The organism is Halorarius halobius, from assembly GCF_024298865.1.
GTDB lineage: Archaea > Halobacteriota > Halobacteria > Halobacteriales > Haloarculaceae > Halorarius > Halorarius halobius.
Genome location: NZ_CP101161.1, coordinates 648,797 through 670,800, shown reverse-complemented (window position 1 = coordinate 670,800; position 22,004 = coordinate 648,797). Strand labels below are relative to the sequence as shown.

General features: G+C 70.2%; 25 protein-coding genes. 12 read left to right on the top strand and 13 right to left on the bottom strand.

Annotated features, from left to right (window positions below):
- Nucleotides 1-127: 127 nt before the first annotated feature.
- The 3 genes from NL112_RS03475 (at nt 128) to nirK (ending at nt 3,309) form a co-directional block, all read left to right on the top strand.
- Complete coding sequence (locus NL112_RS03475; RefSeq protein WP_255151244.1) at nt 128-1,027, top strand: diacylglycerol/lipid kinase family protein; 900 nt, start codon at nt 128-130, stop codon at nt 1,025-1,027.
- Between the two features lie 42 nt (nt 1,028-1,069).
- Nucleotides 1,070-2,020 carry a calcium/sodium antiporter gene (locus tag NL112_RS03470; RefSeq protein WP_255151243.1) on the top strand — a complete coding sequence of 317 codons (951 nt, stop codon included), beginning with the start codon at nt 1,070-1,072 and terminating at the stop codon, nt 2,018-2,020.
- 188 nt (nt 2,021-2,208) lie between these two features.
- The gene (gene nirK, locus NL112_RS03465; RefSeq protein ID WP_255151242.1) at nt 2,209-3,309 is read left to right on the top strand and encodes a copper-containing nitrite reductase; all 1,101 of its coding nucleotides are present in this window, start codon (nt 2,209-2,211) and stop codon (nt 3,307-3,309) included.
- A 91-nt stretch (nt 3,310-3,400) separates the two neighbouring features.
- On the opposite strand, the gene NL112_RS03460 is transcribed toward nirK, so the two are convergent.
- A complete protein-coding gene (locus NL112_RS03460) occupies nt 3,401-3,691 on the bottom strand; it encodes a CGCGG family putative rSAM-modified RiPP protein (RefSeq protein ID WP_255151241.1) in 291 nt (96 codons plus the stop codon).
- Between the two features lie 87 nt (nt 3,692-3,778).
- On the opposite strand from NL112_RS03460, the gene NL112_RS03455 reads away from it, so the two are divergent.
- Nucleotides 3,779-4,171: a MoaD/ThiS family protein gene (locus NL112_RS03455; RefSeq protein WP_255151240.1), complete on the top strand. Its 393-nt coding sequence runs from the start codon at nt 3,779-3,781 to the stop codon at nt 4,169-4,171.
- Between the two features lies 1 nt (nt 4,172).
- Nucleotides 4,173-4,469 carry a cupin domain-containing protein gene (locus tag NL112_RS03450; RefSeq protein WP_255151239.1) on the top strand — a complete coding sequence of 99 codons (297 nt, stop codon included), beginning with the start codon at nt 4,173-4,175 and terminating at the stop codon, nt 4,467-4,469.
- Here the strand turns inward: NL112_RS03450 and NL112_RS03445 are convergent.
- Nucleotides 4,459-4,632 carry a hypothetical protein gene (locus NL112_RS03445; protein WP_255151238.1) on the bottom strand — a complete coding sequence of 58 codons (174 nt, stop codon included), beginning with the start codon at nt 4,630-4,632 and terminating at the stop codon, nt 4,459-4,461. The genes NL112_RS03450 and NL112_RS03445 overlap by 11 nt on opposite strands.
- A gap of 74 nt (nt 4,633-4,706) precedes the next feature.
- On the opposite strand from NL112_RS03445, the gene msrB reads away from it, so the two are divergent.
- Nucleotides 4,707-5,114 carry a peptide-methionine (R)-S-oxide reductase MsrB gene (gene msrB / locus NL112_RS03440; RefSeq protein ID WP_255151237.1) on the top strand — a complete coding sequence of 136 codons (408 nt, stop codon included), beginning with the start codon at nt 4,707-4,709 and terminating at the stop codon, nt 5,112-5,114.
- A gap of 78 nt (nt 5,115-5,192) precedes the next feature.
- Here msrB and NL112_RS03435 read toward each other — a convergent pair whose 3' ends face one another.
- Together NL112_RS03435 and NL112_RS03430 are read right to left on the bottom strand one after the other, a co-directional pair.
- Complete coding sequence (locus NL112_RS03435) at nt 5,193-5,873, bottom strand: hypothetical protein (protein WP_255151236.1); 681 nt, start codon at nt 5,871-5,873, stop codon at nt 5,193-5,195.
- A 40-nt stretch (nt 5,874-5,913) separates the two neighbouring features.
- Nucleotides 5,914-7,227, bottom strand: a complete 1,314-nt coding sequence (locus NL112_RS03430) for an MFS transporter (RefSeq protein WP_255151235.1) — start codon at nt 7,225-7,227, stop codon at nt 5,914-5,916.
- 116 nt (nt 7,228-7,343) lie between these two features.
- On the opposite strand from NL112_RS03430, the gene NL112_RS03425 reads away from it, so the two are divergent.
- Complete coding sequence (locus tag NL112_RS03425) at nt 7,344-7,637, top strand: hypothetical protein (protein ID WP_255151234.1); 294 nt, start codon at nt 7,344-7,346, stop codon at nt 7,635-7,637.
- A 3-nt stretch (nt 7,638-7,640) separates the two neighbouring features.
- On the opposite strand, the gene NL112_RS03420 is transcribed toward NL112_RS03425, so the two are convergent.
- Entirely contained in the window at nt 7,641-10,799 is a 3,159-nt protein-coding gene (locus NL112_RS03420) for a S8 family serine peptidase (RefSeq protein ID WP_255151233.1), read from the bottom strand.
- 129 nt (nt 10,800-10,928) lie between these two features.
- Here NL112_RS03420 and ubaA point away from each other — a divergent pair, with 129 nt between their 5' ends.
- Nucleotides 10,929-11,744, top strand: a complete 816-nt coding sequence (gene ubaA, locus NL112_RS03415; RefSeq protein WP_255151232.1) for an SAMP-activating enzyme E1 — start codon at nt 10,929-10,931, stop codon at nt 11,742-11,744.
- 62 nt (nt 11,745-11,806) lie between these two features.
- Nucleotides 11,807-12,850, top strand: coding sequence for a PAS domain S-box protein (locus NL112_RS03410; RefSeq protein WP_255151231.1), 1,044 nt, complete (start codon nt 11,807-11,809; stop codon nt 12,848-12,850).
- Here the strand turns inward: NL112_RS03410 and NL112_RS03405 are convergent.
- Genes NL112_RS03405 through NL112_RS03395 form a run of 3 tightly spaced genes read right to left on the bottom strand, consistent with a single transcriptional unit; the run spans nt 12,847 to nt 14,472 of the window.
- Complete coding sequence (locus NL112_RS03405; protein WP_255151230.1) at nt 12,847-13,146, bottom strand: DUF7526 family protein; 300 nt, start codon at nt 13,144-13,146, stop codon at nt 12,847-12,849. The genes NL112_RS03410 and NL112_RS03405 overlap by 4 nt on opposite strands.
- A gap of 25 nt (nt 13,147-13,171) precedes the next feature.
- Entirely contained in the window at nt 13,172-13,561 is a 390-nt protein-coding gene (locus tag NL112_RS03400) for a desampylase (protein WP_255151229.1), read from the bottom strand.
- Nucleotides 13,562-13,566: 5 nt separating this feature from the next.
- Entirely contained in the window at nt 13,567-14,472 is a 906-nt protein-coding gene (locus NL112_RS03395; RefSeq protein ID WP_255151228.1) for an ABC transporter substrate-binding protein, read from the bottom strand.
- 376 nt (nt 14,473-14,848) lie between these two features.
- Between NL112_RS03395 and NL112_RS03390 the strand changes: the two genes are divergently transcribed.
- Nucleotides 14,849-16,120, top strand: a complete 1,272-nt coding sequence (locus tag NL112_RS03390) for an MFS transporter (RefSeq protein ID WP_255151227.1) — start codon at nt 14,849-14,851, stop codon at nt 16,118-16,120.
- A gap of 15 nt (nt 16,121-16,135) precedes the next feature.
- On the opposite strand, the gene NL112_RS03385 is transcribed toward NL112_RS03390, so the two are convergent.
- Complete coding sequence (locus NL112_RS03385) at nt 16,136-17,158, bottom strand: lysylphosphatidylglycerol synthase transmembrane domain-containing protein (RefSeq protein WP_255151226.1); 1,023 nt, start codon at nt 17,156-17,158, stop codon at nt 16,136-16,138.
- Nucleotides 17,159-17,161: 3 nt separating this feature from the next.
- Nucleotides 17,162-18,643: a sulfatase gene (locus tag NL112_RS03380; RefSeq protein ID WP_255151225.1), complete on the bottom strand. Its 1,482-nt coding sequence runs from the start codon at nt 18,641-18,643 to the stop codon at nt 17,162-17,164.
- 138 nt (nt 18,644-18,781) lie between these two features.
- Between NL112_RS03380 and NL112_RS03375 the strand changes: the two genes are divergently transcribed.
- A complete protein-coding gene (locus NL112_RS03375; RefSeq protein WP_255151224.1) occupies nt 18,782-19,063 on the top strand; it encodes a hypothetical protein in 282 nt (93 codons plus the stop codon).
- Nucleotides 19,064-19,077: 14 nt separating this feature from the next.
- Here NL112_RS03375 and NL112_RS03370 read toward each other — a convergent pair whose 3' ends face one another.
- From NL112_RS03370 to NL112_RS03360, 3 genes are all read right to left on the bottom strand, one after another.
- Nucleotides 19,078-19,443, bottom strand: coding sequence for a NifU family protein (locus NL112_RS03370; RefSeq protein WP_255151223.1), 366 nt, complete (start codon nt 19,441-19,443; stop codon nt 19,078-19,080).
- Between the two features lie 196 nt (nt 19,444-19,639).
- Nucleotides 19,640-19,963, bottom strand: a complete 324-nt coding sequence (locus tag NL112_RS03365; protein WP_255151222.1) for a DUF5783 family protein — start codon at nt 19,961-19,963, stop codon at nt 19,640-19,642.
- Between the two features lie 45 nt (nt 19,964-20,008).
- Nucleotides 20,009-20,866 (bottom strand): DUF8054 domain-containing protein, encoded by an 858-nt coding sequence (locus NL112_RS03360; RefSeq protein ID WP_255151221.1) that lies wholly within the window; start codon nt 20,864-20,866, stop codon nt 20,009-20,011.
- A gap of 332 nt (nt 20,867-21,198) precedes the next feature.
- Here NL112_RS03360 and NL112_RS03355 point away from each other — a divergent pair, with 332 nt between their 5' ends.
- Entirely contained in the window at nt 21,199-22,002 is an 804-nt protein-coding gene (locus NL112_RS03355; protein WP_255151220.1) for a hypothetical protein, read from the top strand.
- Nucleotides 22,003-22,004 lie beyond the last annotated feature (2 nt).

The following is a 22,004-nucleotide window of genomic DNA, read 5'->3' as shown; positions in this document are numbered from 1 at the left end:
CAGCGGTCGTCGTCGACCGGGTCGCGCCGGCGTCGTGCGGCTCACTGCATCAGGGCGCGGTGGGTCACAGTCGCTCGGCGGACTCGACAACCGTAGGGATAAGTGTAGCGACCACGGACTCCCGTACATGCAGGTCGGCTCCCGAACGCTGATACTCAACCCCGTGAGCGGCACCGGCGACCACGCCGAGTACGTCGCTCAGAAGGCGCGGGGGAAGGGGTTCGCCGTGTGGCGAACCGAGGGGGCCGGCGACGGAGTCGAACTCGGGAAGCGGGCCGCCCGCGAGGACGTCCGCGAGGTGGCGGTCGCCGGCGGCGACGGCACCGTCAACGAGGTGCTGTGTGGCCTCGCCGCGGAGGACCACCTCGATGCGGTGACGCTGTCGGTGATTCCGGCGGGCACGGCGAACCTGCTGGCGAACAACATCGGCATCCGGGACATCGACCACGCGCTCGACCTGACCGACAGGAGCGACGTGCGGGCACTCGACGTGGGGTTTGCCGCCGACCGGCCGTTCCTCGTCTCCTGTATCGCCGGCCTCCCGGCGAACGCGTCGACGGCCGCCTCGAGCGACCTCAAGGGGAGCCTCGGCACCTTCGCGTTCGTCGTCACCGGGGTCCAGGAGGCGATGGAGTTCGACGGGCTGAACCTCTCGGTCGAGGCGGAAGGCGAGAACGGCGACGAGTTCTGGGAAGGGGAGGCCATCACCGTCCTCGTGGGCAACGCCCGGGAGTTCATCCAGGGCGGCGGGCAGGCGAACATGGAGGACGGTCTGTTCGACGTGGCCGTCGTCGAGCAGATGCCGCCCTCGGGGCTGGTCACGGAGGCGGTCGTCGACCGCCTGCTGGGCGAGAACACCGAGGCGGTCACCCATTTCCGGGCCAGCGAGGTCCGTATCCGGGAGACGGACGACGAGCCCATCACGTTCTCCCGGGACGGCGAACTCGCGGAGCACGAGCATCTGACGCTCCGCAACCGGCGGCGGGCCCTCGACGTGCGCGTCGGCCCCGACTACGAGCCCCCCTGAGACGACCCCGAGCCTTATCGCCCCGCCCGTTGCATCGCCGCCATGGCGAGCGTCGTCGGGAGCGGGCTTCTGTTCGTCGTCGCACTCGCGGCGCTGTTGCTCGCGGCCGACCGGTTCACCGACGCCGCCGAGCGGGTCGGCCTCTCGGTCGGCCTCTCGCCGTTCGTCGTCGGCGTCGTCGTGGTCGGTGCCGGCACCTCCATGCCGGAACTCACCGCGGCGACGCTGGCGTCCGTCCGGGGCGTACCGGGCATCGTCGTCGGCAACGTCGTCGGCGCGAACCTCGCCAACGTCCTGCTCATCCTCGGCGTGGCGGCCGTCGTCGGCCGCGACCTCCGGGTGAACCGCGAACTGATGCGGGTCGACCTCCCGCTGTTGGCGGCGTCGGCGGTCCTGCTGGTCGTGGCCGTCTGGGACTCGCCGTTCGCGCCCGTCGAGGGCCTGCTCGCGCTCGCGGCGCTCGCCGTCTACCTGCATTTCGCCATCTCGGAAAAGGACGAACTCGCGGCGGTCGGCTACGAGCCGACGCCCGCGCCGCCGGTGACTGCGGGCCCCCGGACCTACATCGCGCTCCTCGTCAGCCTGGGCGTCGTGGTGCTCGCCGCACAGGGCGTCGTCACGGCCGTCGTCGCCATCGCGGCACAGGCGGGCGTCGGGACGGAACTCGTCGCCGTCACTGTCCTCTCGGTGGGGACGACCCTGCCGGAACTGTCGGTGACCGCGCTGGCGGCCCACCGGGGCGACACCGAACTCGCCGTCGGCAACCTCACCGGCTCGAACATCTTCAACAGCCTCGCCGTGATGGGGGTGCCGGCGCTGTTCGGTCCGCTTTCCGTCGCCGCAAGCATCCGCACGTACGCGCTCCCGGTGATGGTACTCGCCACGCTACTGTACTTCTTCATCACGCAGGACCGCCGCGTCACCCGCTGGGAAGGGGCGACGCTTCTGGTGCTGTACGCCGTGTTCCTCGTCAACCTCGGGCGGTTCGTCTGACCGGGCGCTCGGGGCCCGCGCTGGGTCGTTCCCGTCGGTCAGTGTGCTCAACCCGTCACGACCCGCGGCGTCGCCCGTCCACTCAAGTCATCGACCCGAACGTGTTCCCGCGCCGTCTCGGGGCCTGAGAACCGGCGTCCGGGTTGATTGTCGTCGTCGGGCAAGCCACGAACGTGAGGTGACGACCCATGGTAACCACACGGCGGCGAATGCTCCAGGGACTCGGCATCGGCGGGACGGCGGCCGTCGCCGGCTGTAGCGCCGGCTACGGCGACGAGACCGAGACGCTCTCCCGGACGCCGAAGGCGTCCCGTGAATCGAAACAGCCGGTCGAGCGGGTGGCGGCGGACCCGACGGACCTCCCCGCGCCCATCGACCGGGACGAACCGACGACCCACGAGATAGAACTGACCGCGCGGGAGGTCCGAGCGGAGATAGAGCCCGGCGTGACGTTCAACTTCATGACGTTCGACGGGCAGGTGCCCGGCCCGATGATTCGGGTCCGGCAGGGTGACCGCGTCGAGTTCACCCTGACGAACGCCGACGGCAACGCGATGCCGCACAACGTCGACATGCACGCAATCTACGGGACGGGTGGCGGGAGCGTCGCCACGATGGCGGCACCCGGGGAGTCGAACGCCGAGGCGTTCACCGCCCGCTACCCCGGTGCGTACATCTACCACTGTGCGGTCCCGAACCTCGATTACCACATCTCCAGCGGGATGTTCGGGATGGTGCTGGTCGAGCCGAAAGAGGGGCTTCCCGAGGTGGACCGGGAGCTCTACTTCGGCCAGCACGAGGTGTACACCGACAGCAAGGCCGGCTCCGAGGGCCACCACGGGTTCGACATGACCCGGATGGCGAAGGAGGACCCCAACTACGTCCTCCTCAACGGCGAGAAGTACGCGTGGGCCGCCGCGCGCCACGGGCCGCTGGAGGCCGAGACGGGCGAGCGCGTCCGGGTGTTCTTCGTCGACGGCGGGCCGAACCTCTCCAGCAACTTCCACCCCATCGGCAACGTCTGGACGAACGCCTACCGCGACGGCGCGCTGGCGAGCGACCCCGAGAAGTACGTCCAGACGATGAAGGTGCCCCCGGGCTCCTGCATGGTCGGGGAGATGGACATGGTCGTCCCCGAGCGCATCAAACTGGTCGACCACGCACTCTCGCGGGTCGCCCGCAAGGGGATGCTCGCGGAGATAGACGTGACAGGCGAGAAGGTGCCCGAGACGTTCGACCCCTCGCCGGACAAGCCGGCCTCCGCCGACGAGGAAGGGCCCATCTACTGACCCGGCCCACCACCGCTGTCCGTCGCGGCCTCCGTTTCGGCGCGCTCACGGCGACTGTCGTGACCCCGGACGCGAAGAGCGAGCGACCGCTCTACACGAACACGCGGACGACGTGGCCGCCACAGCCACACTGCTCGACGTAGCGGTACTCCACGTCCAACTCGTCGAGCACGGGGTAGAGATACGACTCGGGGTGGCCGTGGGTCGCGTGCGTGACGAGGTTGACGTGCGTGCCCTCGGCGGTGTGGTCGACGGCGTCGACGGCCTGCGCGACGACCAGCTCGCGGTCATCGGCGTGTTTCGGCTTCTCGAGGTTCGCGGACCACGACCCCTCGTGGACGCGGTCGGTCACGGGTTCGACGTCGTCGTGGGAGACTCCCATACCCGGAGGTCGGTGCCGCGGACACGTCCGTTCGACCCCGAACATGTTCGGAGCCAACCGTAACCCCGCCTCGCACCTATCGCCCGTATGAGCACGACTGCCGACGCGGACGCCCGGGCGACGACCACTGTCGACGTGAAGGCGACGGGGAAGGTCCGTGACCGTCTCGGCGACCACCGGTTCGAGTTCACGTTCGAGGGGACGACCCTGCGGGAGTTCCTCGAGGCGTTCTTCGCGGAGTACGACTGCGAGGACCTCCTCATGGCGACGAGCGAGGCCGAGACGCACACGAAGGGGTGGGCGCCCTACGAGGGCGACCCGCCGGGCCGCTGGGAGGCGAACCCCGAGGGCGACCGCACCCGCCGGTACGCGCGCGTCCTCGTCAACGGGAAGTTCAACGAACTGCTCGACGGGTTCGACACGGAACTGGAGGACGGCGACCGCGTCGCACTGATGCAGCCGTTCATGTTCTGCTGTTGAGATGGCCGACGACGTCGTCGCGCTCGACGCGCTCGACGGAACGGTCGCCCCCGTGTTCGACGGCGACCCGCGGGTCGTCCGCCTGTCGCTTTCCGCCGGCGAGGAGCGCCCCCGCCACTCCCACCCCGACCGCGTCGTCGTCTGTCACGTCGTAGAGGGACGCCTCGACCTGCGACTCGACGGCGACCCGCTCGAGGTCGGTGCCGGAGAACTGGTGCGGTTCGACGGGGCCCGCGAGGTGGCGCCCCGCGCCCTCGACGACACTCGTGCGGTGCTCGTGCTTGCGGCTACGTCGTGAACGCCTCGTCCTCGAACTCCTCGAGTACCCACTCCAGTTCCTCGATGGCCCGCAGGATGGCTATCTCCGTCTCGTCTTCCAGCGCCGACTTCGGCGGGTCGTGGCGGTCGTACTCCTCCTCGAGATGCTCGATCCGCTCCCGAATCTCCGCTTCGGTTCGCATATCCGTCCGTCCGCGCGGCGCGTCTTGAGACTACCGCCACGACATCCAAGGCGCTCCGGCGCGTACGGGGGGACATGAGCGAGGGCGACAGCGTCCCCAGAACCGACGAGGAGTGGCGCGAGATACTGACCGACGAGGAGTACGAAATCCTCCGCGAGCAGGGCACCGAGCCGAAGTTCACCGGCGAGTTCATCGGCAAGGACGACGACGGGCAGTACACCTGCGCGGGCTGTGGCGCGGTGCTGTTCGACTCCGACACGAAGTTCGACACCGAGGGGTCGGGGTGGCCCTCCTTCTACGACGCCGAGGAGGGTGCAATCGAGTTCCGCGAAGACCGCTCGCACGGGATGGTTCGCACCGAAGTCGTCTGTGCGAACTGCGAGGGCCACCTCGGCCACGTGTTCGACGACGGCCCGGAGCCGACGGGCAAGCGGTTCTGTATCAACTCGGCGGCGCTGGACTTCGAGGGCGAGGACGAGTGAAACGAGTCCTCGGACCGGCGAACGGCGACCAACGGGAGCCGTGAGCGGCGAGGGCGAGCGGGGAGGCCGCGAGACGCGTCACAGGGCGTCCGCCAGTTCGAACAGCGGTTCCACGTCCGCGAGCGCGTAGTCGGTGAGCATCCGCTCCAGTTCCCGGAACGTGAGCGTGTCCGTCGCGCCGACGGCCGCGAGGTCGAGGTAGGCGGCGCCGAACCCCGGCACGTCGCTGTTCTGCACCGTCGGGTCGTCGGTACCGGTCGCGCCCCGCCACGCGCGCGGGTCGCGGCCGTGGTCGTACTCGCGCCATAGCGTCTCGGGCACGTCGACGCCGACCCGGTCGCAGGCGTCCTCGAACCGCGGGCGGCCGCCCCAGCGGTCGACCGCGCGGTCCCGCAGGTCGTCGTGCGCGAGGCCGTCGAGGAACGCGTCGACCCTGTCGGGTACCTCGTCGTCGCCGACCGCCGCGGCCGCGCGCTCGGCCCGGCCGCGGAGATGCAGGAGGTCGAACGCCTCCCCGTTGTACGTCACGAGCGTCTTCGCCGGCCGGGCGTCACACCAGTCGAGTACCCGGTCGAGGAGCGCGAGTTCGCTGGCGGCGTCGGTGCCGTCGCGGAACAGCACCGTCGACTCGACGCCCTCGGGCCGCTCGTAGCCCAGCGCCACTGCGAGCAACTCGAAGTCGTCCGAATCGCGGAAGTCCGGCCGCTCGTCCGGCCCCAGGTCGGGGCTGACCGTCTCGATGTCCAGCGCCAGTCGCACACCCGGAGGGCGACGGCGCCGCACTTCAAACGTCCGGGCGTCACCACGTCGACAGCGCGCCCGCGCCGTGACGGGCGGTGAGCACGGCGAGGAACACGCCGACCGCCGAGAACGCCGCGGCGGCGCCGACGTAGAACACCCACGCCATCCCGACGCCGGTCATGAGCCACCCGCCCAGAAGCGGGGCGGCGACGCTCCCGGGCCGCCAGACGAACTCGCGGATGCCGAACGAGGCGGCGACGCCGCCGTCGTCGTCCGTCTCGCCCTCGTCGGCGAACAGCGCCATGCTCGCCGGTTCGCGAAACGCGTCCGCGACGCCCAGGAGGGCGTTGCAGGCCACCAGCGGGAGGATGGCGGGCGTCAGCGTCGCAACCCCGCCGACGGGGCCAGCGACGCCCAGCGCCGCGACGAGCGGCGTACTCGCCAGCCACGCCGCGCCGGGCAGGCCCGCCGGCAGGCCGAGCGCCTCCCCGATGGCGGGCGTGAACGGGACGACCAGCGCGACCAGTCCGTAGGCGGCGCCGCCCGCCGCGACGAACGCCGCGCGGCCGAACCGGTCGGACAGGCGGCCGGTGTACGGCTGACAGACCATGTTCGCGGCCTTCTCGGCGGTGAACACGACGGCGACGGCGAACGAGCCGTACGCGAGGCCCCCTTTCGCGGCGGCGACGCCCGCGAAGATGGGCACCCACGTCCGGACGAGCGTGACGGCGACGGCGTACTGGCCGCGGAACGTCGACAGCGTCAACAGCCGTTCGTTGAGCGCCAGCGACCCGAACGGGAACCCCTCGATTCGGGTACCGTCGGGGCCGACGAACGCGACGACGGCGACGGCGGCCGCGACCAGAAGCACCGTGATGAGCGTGTAGATGGCGGTGAACCCAAGCGTCTGGTACAGCACGCCCGCCGAGAGCGCGCCGACGATGCCCGCCAGCAGGCGCGCGGCGTTCGCCTTCCCGATGTGGTTCGCCCGCCCGCCGACCGGCGCGCGCTCGCCCACCAGCGCCAGCGAGAGGAGGGACGCGCCGGTGGCGGCCGCGCCCTGGAGTGCCCGCGCGCCGACGAGGTCCCACGAGCCGTCGACGAGCGCGAACGCGACGTACGTCACCGCCGACAGGCCGACGGCCGCAAGCAGGACGCACCGCTTGTCGCCGGCGTCGCCACCCCACGCGAACGGGACGATGGCCGCGGTCTGTGCGAGCGTGAACGCCGCCGTGAACAGGCCGATGACCAGCCCCGAGGGGTCGTAGAGGTCGATGTACGTCGGCAACAGGGTGGCGAGCGTCGCCAGCCCGAACCCGCCCGCAAAGCGCGTGAGATAGAGCGCGGCCAGCTGCCCCCGGTCGGTGTCCATACCGGGCGTCTGACCGTCCGCGGGAAGTCGGTTCCGGAGCGGCGTCCCCTCGGCTCGCCGTTCCCCCGACCGCCGCGAGTGACACCCCTTTTGCCGCTTGCCGCCGACGCCGGACTATGGACACCGACGAGTTCCGCGACCGGGTGGGCGACCTGCTGGTCGAAGCCGAGGGGGACCTCGACGAGGCGACGATGGCGGCCGTGCTGACGGCTTACGCCGCGCGGCTCCGCGACGAGGTGCGGTTTCCGCTGGGGATGGAGCCAGCCGAAGCGCAGGCGCTTCGCGGGGAACTCGACGACCACGTCGGCGAGGTCATCGAACTGGAGGCCGCGGTGACGCCCGAACTGCTCGACCAGTTGGACCTGCAGTTGCGAGCGTTCGAGGGGCCGGCCGACGAAAACAGGGAGTGAGGGTTACAGGTCGGTCGTCGTGCTGCCGGCCTCGCCGGGGTTGGTCGAGGTGCCGACGACGACGTTGGTCTCGGTGCCGCCGTAGGTGGCGGTCGTGCCCTTGAGGTCTGCCTCCGCGTCGATTTCGACCGACGCCGGACCGAACGTGTACTGACCGCTACTGCTCGGCGCCTCGACGAAGTAGCTCCTGACGACCTCGCCGCTCTTGATATCCTCGGCTTTCACCGTACCCAGCGACACCTCGCCGGTGTCGGGGTCGCGGCTGACGCCGTCGTTGCCGAACTCGGTGAGTGCCCACGGCGACTCGTCGTACAGTTCGACCGTGGCGTCGTCGTCGACCTGCGGGCTGATGTCCCGCAGGCGGAGCGTCACCTGGTTGGTCTGCCCGGCGGTGAACGCCGACCCGTCGTCGCTCCGAGCGCCCGACGCCGACAGCGTCGGGAGCGCGGGCGCGGTGTAGCTGACGGTCAACTCGAAGTTCGACCGGACGTCGTAGCCGTTGACCGCGCCGGGGACGTTGACGATTTTGGCGACCACGTAGTACGTCCCCGCGCCGCTGACGGAGACCGAACCGGAGCCCTGTCGTCCCTGCACGCTGGCGACGATGTTTGGTTCGCCGTTCTCGGCGGGGTTGGCGGCGTCGTAGACGAACAGGTCGAGCCACGGGGCATCCTTGGCCATCCCCTTGTTGCCGCCCGAGTAGAACTGATGGGCGATGTCGACCGTGACGGCGTCGCCGTCCTCGAGGTCGAGATAGCCCGCGACCGCACGCGAGTCCTCGGGGATGTAGAGGCCGACCGCCTCCTCGCTGGTGGCGCTGGCGGTGTCGCTCGGGTCGACCGTCGAGGTGTCGACGAGCGCATCGTCGTCGGCCGCGACCAGCGGCCGGGAGACGGCGTCGACGGCGGCGTCGGGGTTGACGCGGCCGTACCCCTCGTAGGGGTCGCGACCGCCGTGCTCGTAGGTCGGCTGGTGGGGCGTCGTCTTGGCGTTGTGGTACGGCGCGGCCGTGAACGGCGTCTCGCTCGCCGTGGCGAGGATGGCCTGCTTCAGCCGCAGGGTCTCCTCGAGGCCGGTCTCGGCCGGCTCGGGTAGCGCGATGTCGTCGGGCGCGTCCTCCTCCATCGCCTGTGCGACCAGTCCCGCGGTGCCGGTGGTGTACGGCGAGGCCATCGACGTGCCGCCGATGGAGAGGAAGTCACGCGGCGGGTCCCCCGCCTCGAACGACTCGTCGGGGCTCGGCGCGAGCGCCGCACGGACGAGTTCGTAGTACGAGGGGACGGGGTGGCTGACGCCCGCGAGCAGGGTGATGACGTCCGGCTTCAGATCGCCGCCGGGCGCGGTGACGTCCGGCTTGCGGTCGACCGGGACGCCGTCCTCGGCGTCCTCGCTTTCGCTCTCGTCGACGGTCGCGAGGCCGCCCGACGAGTAGGAGGCGATGCCGTCGAACGGGCCGGTCGCGACCACGGAGATGGCCTCGTCCTGGCCCGCTGCCGAGCCGTTGCCGTTCGCGGGCGTGATGGCGTTGCCCGCCGAGGCCACGGTGAGGATGCCGCCCTTCGCGATGTTCCGAATCTGGCTCGGAAGGGGGCTGGTCGCCCCGCCCGCGCCGCCGACCGGCGCGCCCAGCAGGAAGCCCCACGACATGTTGACCGCGCGGATGTTGAACGCGTCCGCGAACGTCTCGGCGTGGGCCGCGAGGTCGGCCGTCGGCTCGGAGAGCCCCTGCAGACCGACGATGGACTGGTTGGGCGCGACGCCGCTGTGGACGGCCTGCCCCTGGTCTTCGACCCGCTCGCCGACCGCGTCCACCGGCGAGTGGTAGGTACCGACGGCTATCTCGTCGATGCGGCCCGCGGTGGGGGTCCCCTCCTCGGGGTCGGCGGGTGCGTCCACCGTGCCCACGGGGGCGCCCGCCGCCACGGCGGCGTCCTGCGTCCGCGACGGGCGCACGCGGACGGTGTACGTCGCCGTCCCGGAGTCGTGGACCGCCGGTTCGTCGGCGATGATGCTGTCGAACCGGGCGGGCGAGGTGTGGACGACCTCGTCGTCGTGGACGATCTCGATCTTCACCTGCTCGCCGAAGCCGGAGGCGAACACCGTCTCCTTCGCGCCGACCTCGACTTCGTACTCGATGAAGTCACCCGGCACGAGCACGGTACGCGGTTCGTGGACCGTCGTGTTGTCGTGGTCGACGGTCGAGGCGCGACCGGAGCCGGCCATCGTGGAGGCGACGTGGCTCCCGTGGCCGTCGGGGTCGCGCGGCCGGTCGAAGCTCCCGTAGCGGGTGCCGGCGTCGTACCAGCCGACCGTCTTCGGCGTCGTCGCGTCCGCCGCCGTCGGGTCGTCGGGTACGTCCGCGAACGGGTCGATGCTGTCGGTCGACTCGAACGTGAACTGCGGCCCGCCGTCGCCGCCCTTCACGGTCTTGTTCTGAACCTTCGCGGTCAACTCGTACGTCGCCTGCGCGTTGATGTACGTCTCGATGACCAGCCGGTACTTCACGTCGGGGTCGACCTCGACCGCGATGGTCTCGCCCGCCCCGGTCTGTGGGTTGAAGTTGGTCGACGCGCCGACCTGCTTCCAGTTCCCGTCCACGAACTTCTCGAGGAGGAGTTCGTTGTCCGCCCGCTGGGGCGTCCACGTCAGGTTCGCATCGATGTAGTTGGCCTCCTTGCTGTCGACGCTGTCGTCCGTCTTCGTCTTCGCCGTCGACGGCGTGAACGTGACCATCACCTTCCGCTGGCTCTGGCCGGCGTCGGCCACGCCGGGCCCGATGGTGCCCGAGTCGGTGAGCGTCTCCAGGGTGGTGAACGTCGTCTCCGCGTCGGCCTCGGTGAAGTCGGCGCCGTCGGTGTCGGCCAGTTTGACCGACCCGTCCTTGATGTCCGCGAGGATGCCGTTCCACGGCCCGAGGTCCGGATGCCGCGCCGCGACGCCCGAGTCCGTCAGCGCGACCGTCCTGTCCGGTCGTCCCCGATAGCCGCGGTCCCACACCTTCTGTGCCTCGACCGTCCGCCAGTTCAGAAACCGCTCGCCGATGCCGCTCTCGGCCGCCCCGACGGCGTCCGTTCCCACGCCGAGCAGGCCCGCCCCGGCGACGGTGCCGGCGGCCTTCATGAAGCTCCGCCGGCCGATGTCGTTCGAACTGTCGTCGCTCATGTGTGCCTCTGTTCGTGAGTTCCGACATCGAACAAAAGGGGTTCTGACAAACGCGTCCAAACCTCCCCCGCGGCGACGTGGGTGGTCGCGTGGGCCGAAGCTTTTGCCCGAGCGCCCCAACTCTCGAATATGGCCGACCTCTCGCTCGACCCCGAACAGCTCGACCGCTACTCCAGACACATCATCATGGACGAGGTGGGCCCCGAGGGGCAGGCGGAACTGCTCGACTCGCGGGTGCTGTGTCTCGGCGCCGGCGGCCTCGGTTCGCCGGTTATCCAGTATCTCGCGGCGGCGGGCGTCGGCACGCTCGGCATCGCGGACGACGACGTCGTCGAGCGGTCGAACCTCCAGCGACAGGTGATTCACGCCGACGCCGACGTGGGGCGCCCGAAGGTGGAGTCGGCCCGCGAGTACGTCGAGCGGCTCAACCCCGACGTGACCGTCGAACCCCACGAGACGCGCGTCACGACCGAGAACGTCGAAGACCTGATAGCCGACTACGACATCGTCGTCGACGGCTCCGACAACTTCGCCACCCGGTATCTCGTCAACGACGCCTGCACGCTCGCGGGCGTCCCGTTCGCCCACGGCGCCATCCTCCGGTTCGAGGGGCAGGTCGCTACCTTCGACGGCGAGGGGCCCTGTTACCGGTGTATCTTCCCCGAGGCGCCCGAACCCGGCACGGTTCCCGACTGCGCGACGGCGGGCGTGCTCGGGGTGTTGCCGGGCGTCGTCGGCACCATCCAGGCGACGGAGGCGATAAAGCTCGCGCTGGCGTACGGCGAGACGCTCGCCGGCCGCTTCCTGTTTTACGACGCCGCGGACATGACGTTCCGCGAGATACCGGTCGAACAGCGCCCGGACTGCCCCGTCTGTACCGAGGGCGGCATCGAGTCGGTCCACGACGTCGACTACACCGACACCTGCGCGGTCGACGCCGACTGAGCTCGTTCTGTCGGCCGAAATTCGGCGGTGAGTTTATATCGTGCTGACACTCACTGGGTGTAATGAATCCGGTTCTCGAAGATGAGTTGAAAGTCGTTCTCAGGCACTCCCGCGACGTGATAACCGTCCTCGACGGCGAGGGGACGGTTCGATACGCCAGTCCCGCCATCGAGGACGCGCTCGGCTACGACCCCGAGGAACGGGTCGGCCGGGACGTGTTTCGGGACCTCCATCCCGAGGACCGCGAGCGCGCCCGCGAGACGTTTCGGCGCGCCATCGCGGACGACAGCGGCACCGAGTACCGCGTCGAGTACCGCATCCGCCACGCCGACGGCTCGTGGCGCTGGTTCGAGACCGTCGCCTCCAGCGACCGCCTCGAGTCCATCGGCGGCTACCTGCTCACCTCGCGGGACGTGACCGACCGCGTCGAGCGCGAGCGCGAACTCGAGTCGAAGAACGAACAGCTGACCGTCCTGAACCGCATCGTCCGCCACGACATCCGCAACGACATGAGCGTCGTCTCCGGCTGGCTGGAACTGCTGGAGGCGGAGCTCGGCCCCGACCAGCGCGAGGTGGTCGAGCGGACGGTGCGGGTCGCCGACCACGTCGTCGACCTCACCGACGCGCTCCGGGACGTGATAACCGTCATCGAGGAGTCGGGGGAACTGGACCGCCGGCCGACGCCGCTCGGCGACGTGCTCGACGCGGAACTGGAGAAGGCTCGCCTCGCGTTCGAGACGGCGCGGTTCGACGCGCCCGACGTGGGCGACGTGTCCGTCGAGGGAACGCCACTGCTGTCGTCGGTGTTCGGCAACCTGCTCCGCAACGCCGTCCAGCACAACGACAGCGAGACGCCCGTCGTCACCGTCGGCGTCGACGCGGGCGACGACTGGGTGGTCGTCACCGTCGCCGACGACGGCCCCGGGGTTCCGGACGCACAGAAGTCGCGCGTGTTCGAGCAGGGGACGACCGGCCTCGAATCGGGGTCGACCGGCCTCGGCCTCTATCTCGTCGAGACCATCGTGACCGCCTGCGGCGGCGAGGTGTCGGTGCGGGACAACGACCCTCGGGGTGCCGTGTTCGAGGTTCGGCTCCGGCGCGCCTAACGCGTCCGGAGTTCCTCGGCGACGTAGACGCCCGGTAGCTCCGTCTCCCGAACCTCCGCGGTCACCTCCTGGCCCTCCCCGGCGGCCGACGCGGTGACGACTGTCACCGCCTCGATGGGGTCGCGCCGGACGAACGCCGCGATGCGCTCGAGCCACGAGGGTCGGCCGCCCTCGCGGACGACGAGGATACGCTTCGAGGCCGCCATCTCGGCGAGTTCGTCGGTCAGGTCGTACTCCGCCTGCTCGCCGTCTTCGACGACGTGGAGCACCTCGCCCGTGAGCGTCCGGTCGGCCATGCATCCGGTTCGGTCGGCACGGGGTTCAGCCTTCGGCTTCCACCACGGGGTCGAACTGCTCGCCCGTCCACCGCCACACCCGTACCGACTCGTCGGGCACCGAGACGATGCAGTAGAGATGGTCGGGCCACGTCGCCAGCCGCTCGTCGGTGGCGCTCGGCGCCGGCGGCCCGCGGGGATGCGAGTGATAGAACCCCACCACCTCCTCGCCCCGCTCCTCGATGGCCCGCATCGCCGCCACCTGCTCGCCGGGGTCGAGTTCGTAGCGTGTCCCCGGCGTGTCCGCGACGTTCGCCACCCGCTCGATGGCGGTCACCCGGTCGCCGCGGCCGGCGAGGACGCCACACACCTCCTCCGGGGCGCCCTCGCGGGCGTGAGCGAGCAGTTCCGCGCGGACGCCCGCGGCCAGTTCCATCGCGGTCAGGCCACCCGGCGGGCGAGCGGGCGGGCCACGTCCTCGGGCGGCGCCTCGAAGCTGTCGGGGTAGAGGAGCCCCGCGAGGTGTTCGAGCGTGTCCACCAGCCGCGGCCCCGGGCGGTTGACGTAGTGGTGGCCGTCCATCGCGTACGCCCGGCCCTCGCTGACTGCCGTGAGGTCGCGCCAGCCCTCGCGGTCGGTGAGCGTGTCGAGGTGGTCGAACGTCTGGTCCAGTTGGTAGCCGCAGGGCGCGACCACCAGCACGTCGGGGTCGTACGCCCGGACCTCGCTCCACTCCCGCGGTTTCGAGTCGAGCCCCGGCTCCTCGAGCCCGTATTCGGCGCCGAGCGACGTGACCATCCCCGGCACCCAGTGGCCCGCGACCATCACCGGGTCGGTCCAGTCGAGGACGGCGACGCTCGGGCCGTCCGCGGGCGCCCGCTCGGTGACCGCGTCGACCCGGTCGCGGAGACCGGCGACCACCTCGTCGGCGCGCTCCTCGCGGCCGAACACCCGGCCCAGTCGCTCGATGTCCGCGAACACGTCGTCGAGCGAGTGGGGGTCGGTCGTCACCACCTCGCAGTCGAGTCCGAGTTCGTCGACGGCCTCCTCGACGAGCACGGAGTCGACCGCACAGACGTCACAGACGCCCTGCGAGACGACCACGTCGGGGTCGGCCCGTTCCAGCGCGTCGAGGTCGATGCCGTAGACGCCGTCGCCGCGTTCGGCCGTCGCGACCTGCTCGTTGATAGCGTCGGGCGAGGCGTCGGGATCGACGTTCGCGTAGTTGACTGCGGGCTTGTCGGCGGCCTCGGGCGGCCAGTCGCACTCGTGGCTGGTGGCGACCGGTTCGACGCCGAGCGCGTAGGCGATTTCCGTGGCCGAGGGCAGCAGCGTGACGACGCGCATACCCCGGCTTGGGGCGCTCGGGGGTTAAACCCGCGGCGGTCGGTCGCCGGTGGCGGGTCGTGACTGACTGTCACGGTGCCGCCAGAACTAAGCCGGGTCTCGTCCACGTTCGCGTGACGCGTTCCATGAGTCGCCGGCCCGCGTGTCGTCCGGTGTTCGACCCCCTCTCGCCGCCCGCCGCGCGGCGGGCCCGATAGCTGCAGCACTCGGGTCCGCCTCGCTCCGTTCTGGAGTCGCAGTCCACTCACCACAGACACACGTAGATGCCGCATTCCGCCGCGGCGCCGGCGACGCGCCGGCCGCCGCTCGACGATTCGCCGTTCCGACAGTCGCATCGCTCTCGACCACGCTCCGGACCGACCGACGGGGGTGGCCGATGACCGCCACCCAGTCGCTGTGGCGCAACCGGAACTTCCGGCGGTTCTTCGCCGGCCAGTTCGTCACCAACGCCGGCGACAGCCTCTACTCGGTCGCGGTCCTGTGGCTCGTCTTCCAGTTGAGCGGCTCGTCGCTGCTCACGGGCGTCGCCAACGCGGTCCTCCTGCTCCCGTGGCTGTTGCAGATACTCGCCGGGCCGGTCGTCGACCGCCTGCCGCTCAAGCCCGTGCTGGTCGGGTCGCAGGTCGTGCAGGGCGTCGTCGTGCTCGCCTTTCCGCTGGCGGCCGCGTTCGACCGGCTGAGCGTCGGCGTCGTGTTCGCCGTCGTCCCCGTGTTGACGCTGGCGACGCTGGTGATGGCGCCGATGCAGACGACGCTCGTCCCGCGCATCGTCCCCGAGGGGCGGCTCTCGCGGGCCAACTCCGCGCTGGCGACGGTCACGCTCGGGCTGGACATGGTGTTCGACGCCTTGGGCGGCGCCGTCCTCGCGGTCGTCGACGCGACGACGCTGTTTCTGGTCGACGCGGCCACGTTCGCGCTCGCCGGCCTCCTGTTCGCCCGCATCGCCCTCGCGCGCGACGAGTCAGCGGACGACGACGCCGACGGGTCGGCCGACGCCGAACCGGTGCTCCGGTCGTACCTCGAGGACATGCGCGTCGGGGTGGAGACGCTCCGCGGGAGCGTGTTCGTCGAACTGGTGGCGCTGACCGCGGTGGCGAACCTGGCGACGGGCGTGACGCTCGCCACACTCCCGGCGTTCGGCGACGCGCTGGGCGGCCCCGCCGTCTACGGCGCGATGCTCGGGGCGCTGGGCGTCGGCCGCCTCGCCGGGTCGCTCGTCGCCCCCTACCTCGAAGGCGTCGGCTACGGCCGGGTACTTCTCACCCAGTTGCTCGCGGCCGGCTGTTGGCTCGCGGCGGCGTACGCGCCGTCGGCGCCGGTCACGGTCGTCCTGTTTGGCCTCGCGTGGGTGCCCGCCGGCGCCAGCGGCGTGCTCACGTCGACGCTGAACCAGACGGTGTTCCCGGCCGACCGCCTCGCCCGCGTCTCGTCGGTCAAGGGGACAGCCTCGGGGGCGACGCTCCCGCTCGGCTCGCTTCTCGGGGGCGCAGTCGCGGAGGCGCTCGGCCCGACGACGACGATGGGGCTGGCCGCGTTCGGCTTCAGCGTCACGGGGCTGTACGTGCTCGTCCGGCCGCGACTGCGGCGGCTTCCGGCCGTCGCGGACGCCACGCCGGCGGCGTTCGGCGTGACCGTCGACGAGCGGTGACGCTCCCGGTCGGTCTCACGACCGCACTAGCACGGCGACGGCCGCGCCGCCGCCCACAAGCAGGGCGAACCAGTAGCTCATCAGCCGGTAGACGAGCGCGATGGCAAGCGCCGCCGCCGTTCCGATGCCCGGGACGAGCGCGACCAGTAGCGCGACGAGGGCGAACTCGACGCCGCCCAGTCCACCGGGGGAGGGGGTCAACCCCGCGAGCGTGGAGGCCGGCACGATGAACAGGACGAGCAACAGCCCCACGGGTTCGCCGAGCGTCTGTGCGGCGGCGTACAGCGGGAGCGCGAAGAACACCCACCCGGCGTACGCAAACACGATGGCCTTCACCAGCGCCACGCGGTCGCGGGCGATGCGGTCGAACGCGTCGAACAGGTCGTCGACGCGCCGGCCGACGCCGTCGACAGAGACGCGGTCGGTGATGCGCGCGACGGGCGCGACGACCCGGAGCACGCCGCCCCGGACCCACTCGCGGTAGCGCCACGCGCCCGCGACGATGGCCGGGACGCCGACCGCCATCAACAGGAGGCCGCGCGCGAGCCCCTCCGCGATGGGCGGCAGTTCCGCCTGCACGAGAAGCACCGACATCCCCACCGCCGAAAACGAGAAGAACGGCAGGAGGTTCAGCAGGTCCGCCGTGACGACGGAGGCCAGCGAGTCCTCGTAGGTGGCGCCGGTGTCCCGCGAGAGCACGTACGCGATGAACGGCTCGCCGCCGGCCTGCCCGAGCGGCGTCACGTAGTTGGCGAACGTCGCGGCGAAGTAGGTGACGACGAGCCGCCGGTACGGCACCTCGATGCCGGCGACGCCGAGCACGACCTGCCACGCTTTCCCCCAGAGTGCGAGACACAAAAGCGTGGAGAGACAGCCGGCCGCGAGCCATCGGGGGTCGGCGTCCGACAGCGCCCGCGACACCTCACCGAGGCCGATGCCCGCGGCGAACAGGTACAGCAGGATTCCTGCGATGAGGAAGCCCAGAAGCGTCTTGGCGGCGGTCTCTCGGTCGACGAACTCCAGTACCTCGCGGGACACGCGTTACTCGATGTAGCCGAGGTCCTCGAGGCGGTCCTTGGTCGTCTCGTCCATGTCGTCCAACACGTCGTCGTCGGGGTCGTAGTCGTCGTCCCACGTCTCGCCGACCCGCTCCTCGAACTCGCGGAGTCGCCGTTCGACCGCCTCGATCGTCTCGTCGGGGTCGCCCGCCAAGTTCTCCGTCTCGCCGGGGTCGCGGTCCAGCCGGTACGCCTCGTCGTCGATGCGCTCGTTGCGGATGTACTTCCCGTCGGTCCGGCGGGCCGCGCGCATCCGCGAGTAGTAGCGCGACTCCTCGTCGAGGTCGATGCCCGCCTCCTCGGCTTTCGTCTCCAGCTGTTTGAGCTCGACCACGGGCCGGTGGTACTCGACGAACGCGTACTCGCCGTCAGCGAACTCGCGATAGTCGGCCGACAGAAGCGACCGCGTCGGGTCGAGCGGCTCGCCGACGGCGTCGACGCCCGCGAACTCCAGCACCGTGTGATAGAGGTCCTGCAGTTCGACCTGCTGGTCGCTCCGGCCCGGGTCCTCGCCGGGCGCCTTCAGCATGAGCGGGACGTTCACCAGCGGGTCGTAGATGCAGAACTCGTGGCCGTAGATGCCGTGTTCGCCGTGGAGTTCGCCGTGGTCCGCACAGACGACGACCAGCGTGTCCTCCCACTGGTCGGTCGCCTTCAGGTGGTCGAACAGCCGCTCGAGTTGCGCGTCGATGTGGCGAATCTCGGCGTCGTACAGCCCGCGGATGTCCTCGAACTCCTCGTCGGAGATGTCACGCGCGCCGGAGTTGTACTCCTTGGAGTTCTGACACACTTCCGTGGGGTCCACGTCGGGGGCGAACTCCTCGCGGTACTGTTCGGGCGGGTAGACGGGGAGGTGGGCGTCCATCAGGTTGATGAACGCGAACCACTCCTCCGAGTCGTCGACGAACTCGATGGTGTTGTCGATGACGTCGGGCGTCTTCGAGTCGGCGCCCTCGCCGCCCGCGAAGTACTCGTGGACCTCGTTGCCCAACTCGACGAGGCGGTTGGCGACCGCGCGCATGCGGTCGTTGTCGTTGATTTTCTGCCAGAACGACGCCAGCGCGCCCGAGAGGAAGTCGCCGGGCATCACCTCGAAGAAGTTGTCCTGGTCGTCGAACCCGGCGGTCAGGCGCGTATAGGGGGTAATCCAGGCGTTCGAGGAGTAGCAGGCCGTGTCGTAGCCCGCCGCGGACATGGCCTCCGCGAGCGTTCCCACGTCGTCGGGGAGGTACGGCTGTTCCTGGCTCGCGCCGTGCTGGCTCGGGTAGAGACCGGTGAACATGGAGGCGTGGACCGGCAGGGTCCACGGGGCGGGCGCGACCGCCTCCTCGTAGACGGTCGCCTCCGCCGCGAACTCCTCCAGCCCGGGCGTCGTGGGCTTGCCGTAGCCGTACGGCGTGAGATGGTCCTTCCGGACCGTGTCCATCACGACGAAGAGGACGTTGTCGCCCGAACTGTCGTGCATACTCCGAGGAACCGCCCCGCCGTGGATAAATCTCGTGGTATGGCCCGCGTTGCCACCGTTTCGGGTCGAGCGCACGCCGCCACGCGACGCCCCCGGTCCCGCGAAAAACCGATACGGTCCCCGGGTGAACGTGGGGGTATGCGGCTCCCCGGTGACCGCCCGCTCGCGCCGGACGTGCTCGGCGTGTACACCCTGCTGTTGGCGCTCGTCGGCGCCCGCGCCACCGACATCCTGCCCGACGTGACGCTACTCGTGTACGTACCCGCCGTGGCCGCCGCCCTACTCGTCGATACGGCCCTGCACAACGTCGCCGGCCTCACCCGGACGCTGTACTACCCGCTCGTCGTGCTGTTCACGTTCCCGTACGCCGTCGCGCTCGTGGTCGCGGGCCGGTGGCTGGGCCAGCGGCTACGTGGCTGAAAACTGGAGGCCGGTCAGAACGGGGCTTCCGGTCCTTCGTCGTCGTCGCCGCTCGAAGACTCGCCCGGGAACGACGGCGAGACGTTGCCGCCGGCCATCCCCTCGCTCCCGCCGTCGCCCATGCCGGTGTCGGCGTGGACCGTCGAGATCTCGGGAATCTCCTTGGTCATGCGAGACTTGATGGCCTGGATGGTCATGGGGGAGATGCCACAGCCGGAGCAGGCGCCGCCCAGCTGGATGGTGACCGACCCCTCCTCGCGGTCGAGGTCCTGGATAGCCGCGCTCCCGCCGTGCATCTGAATCTGCGGGAAGTTGCGGCGCAGGAAGTTCGAGATGCGCTCCCGAAGCTCGTCTTCGCCGTCCGCGCTTTCCGTGCTCATGTCCGCCGATATGGGGTGACGGTGCTTAGGCGTTGTGCCCTGCGTGGCCGAGCGTAGCGAGGCCACGGGGGAGCGAACGGTGAGGTTAGCGAGTCGTGAGCCGCGAGCCGCGGTCAGTGAGCGTAGCGAGCGCCCCGATGTGGGCGGGAGCGCCACGCGAGCCGAATGCCGAACGGAGCGAGCGACCGCCACGCAGTCACTCCGGCACGTCGAACACGCGCCGCAACTCGGTCTTCAGCTCCTCGACGTACACGTCGAGCAGTTCGTCGAGTTTCTCGTCGCTCACGACGACGACGCCGTCGATGCGGTCGTGGGGGTCGTCGGGCAGTTCGACGGTGAACTCGCCGTCGCCCTCGTAGTGGGGCTCCGACTCGTTGAGAATCGACTGGTCGATGCCGTGGACGAGCGTGGAGTCGTACCGCTCGTTCATCCGGTTGAACGCCGACTTGTACGCCTGCTGGAGTTTCGGGAAGTAGTCGACGTACTTCTGTTCCTCGAACGTTTCCGGGTCCAGGCTCATACCTCCACTCGGCGGTTCGGGAAGAAAAGTCGGGCGGTCGCTCGCTCAGGCGGCCTGTCCGTCGTGGAACGGTACCTCCAGCAGGCGCGCGTCACAGTCGCGACAGCCCACGGCGACCACCTCGTGGGAGCGACAGCACGACTCCACGACCTCGGTGCCGGCGGTCACCTGCCCCTCACAGGTCGGGCAGGTCTCGAGGAACACCCGGAGGCCGCCGAGCACCTGCGCCTTCGCGCTCACGGCGAGTCGGTCCCAGTCGTCGACGTGCTGGGGCAGTTCCGCCGCGGCCGCGAGGTCCGCAATGAGCGCCGCCCGCGACTCCCACTGGCCGAGGCGTCGGTCGCCATCGAACGCCTCGAACCCGCTGTCGTGTTCCTCGAACCGGAGGCTCCCCGGGTCGATGTCCAGTTGGTCGGCCAGCGCCGCGCGGTCGGCGTCGGCCGCCCGCAGGTCGGCCATCCGGTCGTGCCACGCCGCGCGGAACGCCTCGGTGAGACAGAGGTCGTCCTCCTGGGCGCAGGGCTCGACGACACCCGCCGACAGCAACAGCGACTCGGGGTCGACGTCGGTCCGGAGGTCCCCGTCTGACGCGCCGGCCGCGAGCCCCCCCGACGCCTGCGGCCCCTTGTCGAAGTACGCGAGTAGCCAGTCGGGGAAGTAGCGCTTCGTCAACTCGGGCGTCCCGGGGACCAGATACCCCCGGAGCCAGATGGCGGCGACCGAGACGCCGAACACGCCCCAGAACGCCACCCACCACCAGGGGCCGACGGCGAGGCTCCAGGCGTAGCCCGCGGCAGCGGACAGACAGACCGCGAGCACGATGTTGACGGCGGTACAGGGGGTACAGCGGTTCTCGCCGGTGTACTCCGGCTGGCGGAGCCGGTCGACGACGGGGGTGGCCATACCGGTTCTGTTCGCGCCGAGCGAGTTATGCTTCACGCCTGTCCGGCCGTCTCGCCGGTCCCGGACGTCCGCAACGCCGTTGCCGGATTTTGGCTCGACTTACCGCGTCGCCCCGGTGGGTTCGGTCGTCCTACTTCCGGCCGTCGCTGAACTACCGCTCGTGGGCGGCCCCTCTTGCGGTTCGAGTGGTGTGTTACCGTAACACAGCCGTACGCCACGCAAACACACGCCTGCGGCCTCGTACGCCGGGATTTCGGTACAGATGGCGGGCTATAACAAATGCCACCTCGCCCAGATGCACGACTGCCCAGTTTCGACGGGCAGTGATCGAGATGTCACAGCAACTCTACCAGCCGCCGACCGCGCAGCACCAGGCCACACAGGTACCGACGTACCAGCAGCAGACCCAGCCCCAGCAGATGCCCCAGCAGTTCGGCCAGCAGGTCCAGCCGCAACAGCAACTCCAGCCCCAGCAGAGCCAGATTCAGCCCCAGCCGCACCAGCAGGCACAGCCGCAACAGGTGCCCCAGCAGTTCGGCCAGCAGGTCCCGTCCCAGCAGACGCCGGCTCCGGTCAGCTACCAGCCGGGGTTCCAGCCGCAGTCGCATCTCTCGACGCAGACGCTCCAGCCCCAGCAGTCCCAGCAGGCCCAGAGCCAGCCGCCGATGCTCGGCCAGGCGTACGGGGCCGAGACGATGGGTTCGGAGATCCGAAGCGCCGTGAGCCAGCGGTTCGCCGAGTCGGTCCCCAACGAAGTCGTGACGCTGACGAACGACCTCGACCGCCTGGCGACGGTCTCCGAGTGGGCGAAGAACCGCGCCACCGAGCGTGGAATGCCCCGGCTCGCCCGCGTGTGTGACGACATCCAGGACATCGCAACGCTAGAGAAGAAGCTCGTCATCCGGCAGTCGCCGTTCGCACAGCCCGTCGGGGAGGCCTCGCGTCAGGTCATCCAGAACGGCATCGCGGAGCTTCAGCAGCACCTGAGCCAGCCCGAGGTGCAGGAGGCGCTCTCGGAGGCACAACAGAGCGTGGGCTCCATCCAGAACGCGCTGTCCCGGCTCCAGTCGTTCGGCACGCAGGGTCAGCAGTACGGCCAGGTGGGCGGGACCCAGCAGTCCATCGGTATCCAGTGACC